At 66.4% G+C, this 7,890-nt stretch carries 5 protein-coding genes; all 5 read right to left on the bottom strand.

What is annotated here, in order from left to right:
* Nucleotides 1-2,918, bottom strand: a 2,918-nt coding sequence (locus tag GXY15_00795) for a glutamate synthase subunit alpha (GenBank protein ID NLV39754.1), incomplete at its 3' end; no start/stop codon positions are given.
* Nucleotides 2,919-3,359: 441 nt separating this feature from the next.
* Complete coding sequence (locus GXY15_00800) at nt 3,360-4,343, bottom strand: prepilin-type N-terminal cleavage/methylation domain-containing protein (GenBank protein NLV39755.1); 984 nt, start codon at nt 4,341-4,343, stop codon at nt 3,360-3,362.
* Between the two features lie 119 nt (nt 4,344-4,462).
* Nucleotides 4,463-4,639 (bottom strand): hypothetical protein, encoded by a 177-nt coding sequence (locus GXY15_00805; GenBank protein NLV39756.1) that lies wholly within the window; start codon nt 4,637-4,639, stop codon nt 4,463-4,465.
* A 102-nt stretch (nt 4,640-4,741) separates the two neighbouring features.
* On the bottom strand, nt 4,742-5,572 hold the full coding sequence (locus tag GXY15_00810; GenBank protein ID NLV39757.1) for a hypothetical protein: 831 nt from the start codon (nt 5,570-5,572) through the stop codon (nt 4,742-4,744).
* A gap of 19 nt (nt 5,573-5,591) precedes the next feature.
* On the bottom strand, nt 5,592-7,562 hold the full coding sequence (locus tag GXY15_00815) for an acetylxylan esterase (protein ID NLV39758.1): 1,971 nt from the start codon (nt 7,560-7,562) through the stop codon (nt 5,592-5,594).
* Nucleotides 7,563-7,890 lie beyond the last annotated feature (328 nt).

A 7,890-nucleotide genomic window follows, 5' to 3' on the forward strand; every position in this document is an offset into this window, starting at 1 on the left:
AGCTGGCCGCCCTCGCCGGGCTTGGCGCCCTGGGCCATCTTGATCTGGATCTCGTCGGCGTTCACGAGGTACTCATTGGTCACGCCGAAGCGGCCCGAGGCCACCTGCTTGATCGCGCTGCGGCGCAGGTCGCCGTTCGGGTCGCGCTCGAAGCGCCTCGGGTCCTCGCCGCCCTCGCCGGTGTTGCTGCGGCCGCCGAGGCGGTTCATGGCGATGGCCAGGTTCTCGTGGGCCTCGCGGCTGATGGAGCCGAAGGACATGGCGCCGGTGCAGAAGCGCTTCACGATCTCCGACGCGGGCTCCACCTCGTCCAGCGGGACCGGGGTCCCCTTTTTGAACTTCAGCAGGCCGCGCGGCGTCGCCAGCGTCCGGTTGCGGTTGTTCACCTCCCCGGCGAACTCGTCGTAGGTGGCCGCGTCGCCGAGCTTCACGGAGTGCTGGAGCTTGGCGATGGTGACGGGGTTCCACTGGTGGAATTCGCCGCGCCGACGCCAGCGGTACTGGCCGCCCGTGTCCAGCTCGACGCCGCGGGCTGGGCTGTCCGGCCAGGCCATGGCGTGGCGAAGCAGGGTCTCGCGCGCGATCTCGGCGAAGCCGATGCCGCCGATGCGCGACGCCGTGCCGGTGAAGCAGGCGTCCATCACCTCCGGGCCGATGCCCACGGCCTCGAATATCTGCGCGCTGCGGTAGCTGTGCAGCGTGGAGATGCCGATTTTGGACATGGTCTTGAGCATGCCCTTCTCGACGGCCTTGACGAAATTCTTGCGGGCGTCGTCGGCCGAGACCTCGGTTACCACGCCGCGCGCCACCAGCTCGTCCAGGGTCTCAAAGGCCGTGTACGGGTTGACCGCGGCGGCACCGTAGCCGATGAGCAGGCAGAAGTGCATGACCTCGCGGGCCTCGCCGGTCTCGACGACCAGCCCGCAAAGGCTCCGCTTCTGGCGGCGCACCAGGTGCTGGTGCACGGCGCCGACGGCCAGCAGGCCCGGCGCGGCGGCCTGCTCCAGGCACAAACCCCGGTCGCTCAGGACGACCAGGGTGCAGCCCTCGTCCACCGCGCGCTCCGCCTCGGCGCACATGCGGTCGAGCGCCTCCTTGAGCGCGGCCTCGCCGCCCCGCGCCCCGAAGAGCGTGGAGACGGTCCGCGCGCGGAGGCCCGGCAGGTTCAGGGCCTTCAGCTCGGCGGTCTGGGCGTTTGTGAGCACCGGCGACGTCAGCCGGAGCTGGCGGCAGTCCTCCTCCGCCTCCGCCAGCAGGTTGCCCTCGCGGCCGATCGTCGTCTCGAGGGACATGACGATCTCCTCGCGGATCGGGTCAATCGGCGGGTTGGTCACCTGCGCGAAGAGCTGTTTGAAGTAGTTGAACAGAAGCTGCGGGCGCAGCGAGAGCACCGCCAGCGGCGCGTCGTTGCCCATGGAGCCCGTGGGCTCCTTGCCCGTCCGCGCCATGGGGGCCAGCAGGATTTCCATGTCCTCGCGGGAGTAGCCCAGCGCCACCTGCCGTTCCTTGAGCGGCGTCGGCTCGGCGGGGGCGGCCGACGCGGATTGGCCGGCCAGGGTGACGCGGTTCTTGTCCAGCCAGGCCCGGTAGGGGCGGCGGGACGCGAAGCTCTCCTTGATCTCCTCGTCGTTGACGATGCGGCCCTCGGCGGTGTCCACGAAGAACATCCGGCCGGGCTCGAGCCGCCCCTTCTTGACGATCTTCTCCTGCGGGATGTCGAGCACGCCCGCCTCGGAGGAGAGGACCACGCGGCCGTCGTCGGTCACCCAGTAGCGCGACGGGCGCAGGCCGTTGCGGTCGAGCACCGCGCCCACCCGCACGCCATCGGAGAAGATCATGGAGGCGGGGCCGTCCCACGGCTCCATCTTGCAGGACATGAACTCGTAGAAGGCCTTCCTGCGGTCGGGCATGGTCTCGTGGCCGGCCCAGGGCTCGGGCACCATCGTGGCCATGGCCATGCCGAGGGGCCAGCCGCCCCGCACCAGCACCTCAAAGGCGTTGTCGAAAATCGCCGAGTCGCTGTACCCCGGCGTCAGCACGGGCAGCACCTTCTTCACATCGTCCCCCAGCGCCGGGCTGGAGAAGTGGGCCTCGCGCGAGGCGAACATGTTGATGTTTCCGCGCAGCGTGTTGATCTCGCCGTTGTGCGCCAGGAAGCGGAAGGGCTGCGACAGGGGCCACGACGGCAGCGTGTTCGTGCTGTACCGCTGGTGCACCAGCGCGATGGCGCTCTGGAAGAGCGGGTCGCCCAGGTCGGGGTAGTAGCGGTCCATCACCGCGGGGAGCATGAGCCCCTTGTACACAATGGTCCGGGACGACAGGCTGCAAACGTAGTACTGGTCCATGCCGGGCAGGTCCATCGCCCGGATCGCCAGCGAGGCCGACTTGCGGATGACGAAGAGTTTGCGCTCGAAGGCGTCCCGGTCGAGGCCCGGCGCCGCGCCGATGAACACCTGCATGATCACCGGCTCGTTGCTCCGCGCCAGCCACCCGAGCACGCCGTTGTCGCGCGGCACGTCGCGCCAGCCCAGGAGCACCTGCCCCTCGTCCGCGATGGCCCGGTTGATCCGGGCGATGCACGCCTCGCGCGACGCCGCGTCCCGCGGCAGGAAGACCATGCCGGCGCCGTAGGCCCCGGGCTCCGGAAGGGCAAACCCCATCGCCTCCGCCTCGCGCTGGAACAGCGCGTGCGGGAGCTGCATCAGCATGCCGCAGCCGTCGCCCGTCTCCGGGTCGCACCCGCAGGCGCCCCGGTGCGTCAGGTTCACCAGGATGCGGTAGCCGTTCCGCACAATCTCATGGTCCGGATGCCCGTCCACGTTGCACAGGAACCCGATGCCGCACGCATCGCGCTCGTATTCGGGCAGGTTCAGTCCGCGGCTGGCGGCAATGTCGCGGTCCGTCGGGTAGGTGTACACGGTTGCTTATTCCTTTCGCCCGGCGCGCGCCGGACCGCCCGCTTGCGGTCCGCAACACGCGCCGGAAACACGGCTGCCGGATAAAACTTCCGCCCACCGAAATCCGTTCGATGGGCGTTTCTGCGGTCTCAGCATCCGAAAAATGCTTTCCGTACGGTATGATACGGCCTGGCCGTGCGAGAAATCAACTCCCATTTACCCCTGTTGGGTCCGTCATCTGCAAGTCATTGCCTTTCAGTGATATGCAGAGATACCACCCCCCACTTTCTGAAAACTGGCACCCCGAAAAAACTACCAAAATGTATCTTTTTATCGGGAGTGCTTCGGTGAAGGGGGATGATTCCTGCTTTTTCGGGGTTTTCAGGATACTCTCCCTTAAGAAGAAGCATCCCCCGGAGCGGGGCTCCGGGGGATGACAAGGTGCCAGTCAGACAGAGAGCATCAGGAGCTCGCGGTGAACATTCCGATCAGCTCCGCCATCGGGCGGTTGACCGGCGCGGGGCCGGTCTGGTCATAGCGCAGGAACTCCACATGCCCGTCCATGTAGAGCACGTTGCTGCCGCCGGGAACGTGGTTGAAGGCGGCGGCGTTGGTGCTGACCTGGTCGAACATCATGAATATGGTGCTCTGGGCCATGTTGGAGGCGCCGGGGTTGTTGATGTCCGTGATGAGGAACCGCTCGATGCCCTCGCGCAGGCGGTAGACCGTGTTGCCGCCGCCGTTGCCGTAGCCCGCGTACGCCACCGGCAACTCGGCGTCCTGGTCGGCCTTTGGATACATCCCGTGGCGGGTCGGAGGACTGGCGATATAGGGCGCGATGCCCGCGATGTCCCCCAGCAAGGACTCAAGGGCCGCGGCAAGCTGGACCGGCGCCGGGGAATTCGCGTCCGGCACCTCGTCCGCATCCACCATGGAGCTGAGGACAGAATAGAGGGTGAACGAACCGATGGGCCGCTGCTCGCGGTCATTGTCGAAAACCCATCCAAGATAGGTGTAGCTGTTGTCCACCGCGCGCCCGCAGTCGCCGCCGTGGTTGGCCGCATACCCGAAGCACCACTCGCCGTCCAGCTTGGCCCGGTCAAGACTCTCGTCCAGCGAGGCGCTGGAGGGACAGAAGGCAATCATCGGGTCGGTCAGGTACTCTGGAAAAATGACAAACACGTTGGGACCCGCGTCAAGCACCCCGCGGTAGGTGCCGTCTTTCTTGAGATACGCGCCCGCCTGCAGGGGCGGAAAGGCGCCCTTGGCCTCGTTGGCGTACATCTTGAAAACCAGCCCCCATTGCTTGAGGTTGTTCTGGCAGCTGGCGCGCCGCGCGGCCTCGCGGGCGCGGGCCAGCGCGGGCAGCAGGATCGCTGCCAGAATGCCGATGATGGCGATGACCACCAGCAGCTCGATCAGGGTAAAGCCTCGTCTCTGTTTCATGTCTTCTCTCCTTGTTGTTTCACACCTGCGGATATGATTCACGGGCGCATGCCCATCTGCGCACATGCACATCCCCGGCACCGCCACCACCATTATCTTAAGATAGTGCGTGCTTTTTGTCAATGGCCGGGATGATAATTGTGATAAAGACGGAAAGGGGGCGGCTGGCCGAAAGGAACCCGCTGGCGCAGGGAAGGGCAAATAGGCTGGAGCAGTTTCAGGGTGAGACGCGGCATTTCCAAGAGGGTGTCGAGCGCAGGTACTGCGGTGGTATGGGCTTCCAGCCCGTGTTTCATGGGCTGCATTCATGACCCAAAACACGGGCCTAAAGTCCGTGCCGCCTCGGAGCCCATCCCCGGCATCCTGTTTTGGATGCGGCGTTTCTTCCTTGGAATGCTCTAAATCCTGCGTGGACCTTTTCCATCGGGGAGGAAAAAGTCGTCCGCCGTGAGTTCAAGCTGCTGAGCCATGTCGAGGGAGTAGTCCAGCAGGCCCATCTTGGGATAACGCCCGTTGCTGCCCATGGTGAACTTGACCCCGGCGGCCTTGGCCTGGCGGAGCCAGGGCAGTTTGGGCAGGCGGAACCCGGAACTGATCTCCAGCGCCACACCGTGCTTCACCAGCGCGTCCACCACCTTCGCCACACGTTCCTCGGTCCACAGGGTGTCGTAGTCAGCGGCGAAGGCGGCCGGCAGCCAGGTGCCGTTGGCCAGAATGTCCATGGACATGGTCTCAATGATCTGGAGGTGCCAGTCCACGTAGCGGGCCATGAACTCCTGCGCCGTGCCCAGGCCCTCGGGCTTCTCCCAGAGTTTCATCCGCCGCCCGTCCGGCCCGGGGAAGGTCATGGTGTCCGTGAGGATGTAGTCCAGCCTCTTCAGGGCCTCCCTGGAGAAGCCGCTCTTCCAGTCCAGCCACTCCGCCTGCACCCCTTTAAACACGGGCTTTCCCGCCAACGTGTCCAGATGCCGCAGCAGCTCTTCATCGTTGCTCAGCACCACGGGGTAAACATTCTCCTTGGTCCCCGCGTGCTCCACAATGCCGAATTTCACGCCGCGCTCCGCGGACAGCGCCACCACCTGGTCCACCGTGCTGTTGTCCAAGTGCACATGCAGGTCCACCAGGGGGAACGGCGGCTTCTCCGCGGTCCCCGCCGTCCGCGCTCCGCTTGCGCACCCCGCCAGCCCGGCGAAAGCCGCCCCGCAGAAAACCCGCCGCGTCATGCGCATGGTGATTATTCCTTCCCCGTCAAGGCCGCGCCAACGCCGGCCAGTCGCAGACGTTAAGCATGCCGTGAACGACGGTGGACAAATCCGGGTACTCCGTCCCGCCGGACAGGACCGTCTCCTCCCACGTCCGGGGCGGCGCCTCGGCGTCCACACCGGCGATCCGGCCGGGCGCCAGTGCGGCCGCGCAGTGGGCGGCTATGACAAACCCCTCCGTCGCCGTGATCCGGCAGGTCTCCCCTTCCCTCCCGCCGGTCAGGTAGTTGGCACAGCAGGCAAGGTCCGACGTCCACATGCCCGTCTGGGACCGCCCCAGCAGGTAGGCGCGGAAAAAGGTCTGCCAGTTACCGCCGAAAGGTTCGTCCCAAGGTTTGTGGGCGGAGACGGAGAACGTCTCCCCCGTGTCCCGCAGGTCCACCACCAGCACGTCCTCCCCCCGCCCCACCAGCGCGCGCAGCGCGTCCGCCTTGCCCAGCCAGGCGGCCTTTCCCTGCCGACAGGCCACGATGCGAAGACCGGTTACCGATGCGGGGGTGATCCGCACCGCAGGGAGGAACACACCCGGCTCGGGCTGGAGCACCAGCCGCCGCACGGCGCACCCCGCCCAGGTGCCCGCCTCCGCCTCCCATAAGGGCGCGGCTGCGCCGTCCGCAATCTCCGCCGCGCCGACCAAGGCGGCCAGATCGGAAGGTTCGGGCTTCCGCCAAGTCTTCTTTAAGGTATCCAGTTGGTCGCGGTTCAAGTCATAGACCGACCGCGCTCCCTCCAAATTCAGCACTTGGCCGCCGGGAGCGCAGTGGGATTCCTCCTCCGTGAGGACGTCAAACTCCCCCTCCACCACCGGGTCGTCCTTCCCCAGGAGCCATCGGCGCATCCACCGGATGGTCGTCTGGCGGAGGAGGGGCGTGTAGCCGTGCTCCTCGTTCGCCTCGACAAGGTCCAGCCGCTCGGGAAACCCGAGGTTCCCGAACACACGTTTGGCGGAGCGGTAGGTGTCCCAGGCCCCCTGGATGTCAAAGAAGTCCTTCGTGGCGCAGCACATCAGGGTGGGCTTGGGCGCGCGCATGCAGACGTAGTCCGCGTGGTCCATGCCGAAGGCCGTCTGGCCGAAAATATTCTGCTCGGCGTCCTGGGGGCCGATGGTCTCCAGCAGGCGCTTCATGGAAGTGAGGTAGCACGCGGGCGCGGCGCAGTAAATGCGGTCGTCGAGGGCCATGAGATAGCTGGAAAGCGTGCCGCCGCCGGAGTTGCCGCAGCAGCCGAACCGCGTCCGGTCAATGTCCTCCCGCGACTCCAGATAGTCCAGGGCGCGCATGCCGTCCCAGACGCGGACCTGCGCAAGATTGGACCCCAGGAGGATGCAGCCCGTCCCGGCGAGCATGTGGCCCGTGGTGCCGGGATGGGCCGTCTTGCCGTCCGGCGTGAGGAGCTGCCCGCGCTCGCCCTGGTCCACGGGGTCATAGATCAGCGCGGCCATTCCGTTCCGTGCGAACCCGATGCAGAGGCGCTGGTAGTTCTCATACGCCTTGCCGTTCTCGCTGTGGCCGCAGGGCACCAGCACGGCGGGGTGCGGTCCCGGGTCCGGGGGCAGGAACAGCAGGGCCGTCACGAAGAACTTCGGGCGGCTCTCGAAAACGACCTTCTCATAGCGGAACCCGTTCCCCTCCCCTCTCCCGGTGATCTGCGGGTTGAGGGGGGTGCGCTCCGGAAAGCCGGCCAGCTGGCGGATGAAGAACGCCTTCATCTCCTCCTGGTACGCCGCCACGGCCTCCGGCGTGGTGAGCTCCGCGCGCCGCGCCGCGGCGCGGTCCAGCGCCTCGGAGGCCCGGGCGTTCAGAAAGGCCGCCATCATATTCGACGGGTCCGGCAGCTCCGGGACGTTCTTGAGGATTTCGGAAGCCCACTCCGCGGGAAACGGGTCCTGCGCCCGTACGGACGGCGCGGCGGACAGGACCGCGGCGAGAAAAAGGGAAAGAGGAAACAGATGTCTCATGGCAACCTCCTGGATCATTTAAACCGTTGCACCGGAGCAATTCCGTATCCGCTGTCGCCCTGCCGACGGTCAACGCGTCATCGCGAGCGCAGCGAAGCGACCTCGTGCCCGCCATCGCACTGCCGACAAGCGATTGCTTCACTTCGTTCGCAATGACGGCTTAGGCGACGGCACACGCCCAACCAACGGTCAACGCGTCATCGCGAGCCCCTGACCGCCGTGAGGCGGGAATTCGCATAAGAAAGTTGGCTCCCTGCATGATGATGTCGCGGGTCCCACAGAGTGGCCGGAGCTCGAATGGTGTCAGCGTACCCGTTCGCGAGCATGG

Source organism: Candidatus Hydrogenedentota bacterium (assembly GCA_012730045.1).
Taxonomy (GTDB): Bacteria; Hydrogenedentota; Hydrogenedentia; order Hydrogenedentales; family CAITNO01; genus JAAYBR01.

What these genes read in the sequence shown, in the direction of transcription:
- GXY15_00810 (NLV39757.1), bottom strand. Translation starts at nt 5,572, where the DNA reads ATGCGCATGACGCGGCGGGTTTTCTGCGGGGCGGCTTTCGCCGGGCTG.
- GXY15_00815 (NLV39758.1), bottom strand. Translation starts at nt 7,562, where the DNA reads ATGAGACATCTGTTTCCTCTTTCCCTTTTTCTCGCCGCGGTCCTGTCC.
- GXY15_00805 (NLV39756.1), bottom strand. Translation starts at nt 4,639, where the DNA reads ATGAAACACGGGCTGGAAGCCCATACCACCGCAGTACCTGCGCTCGAC.
- GXY15_00800 (NLV39755.1), bottom strand. Translation starts at nt 4,343, where the DNA reads ATGAAACAGAGACGAGGCTTTACCCTGATCGAGCTGCTGGTGGTCATC.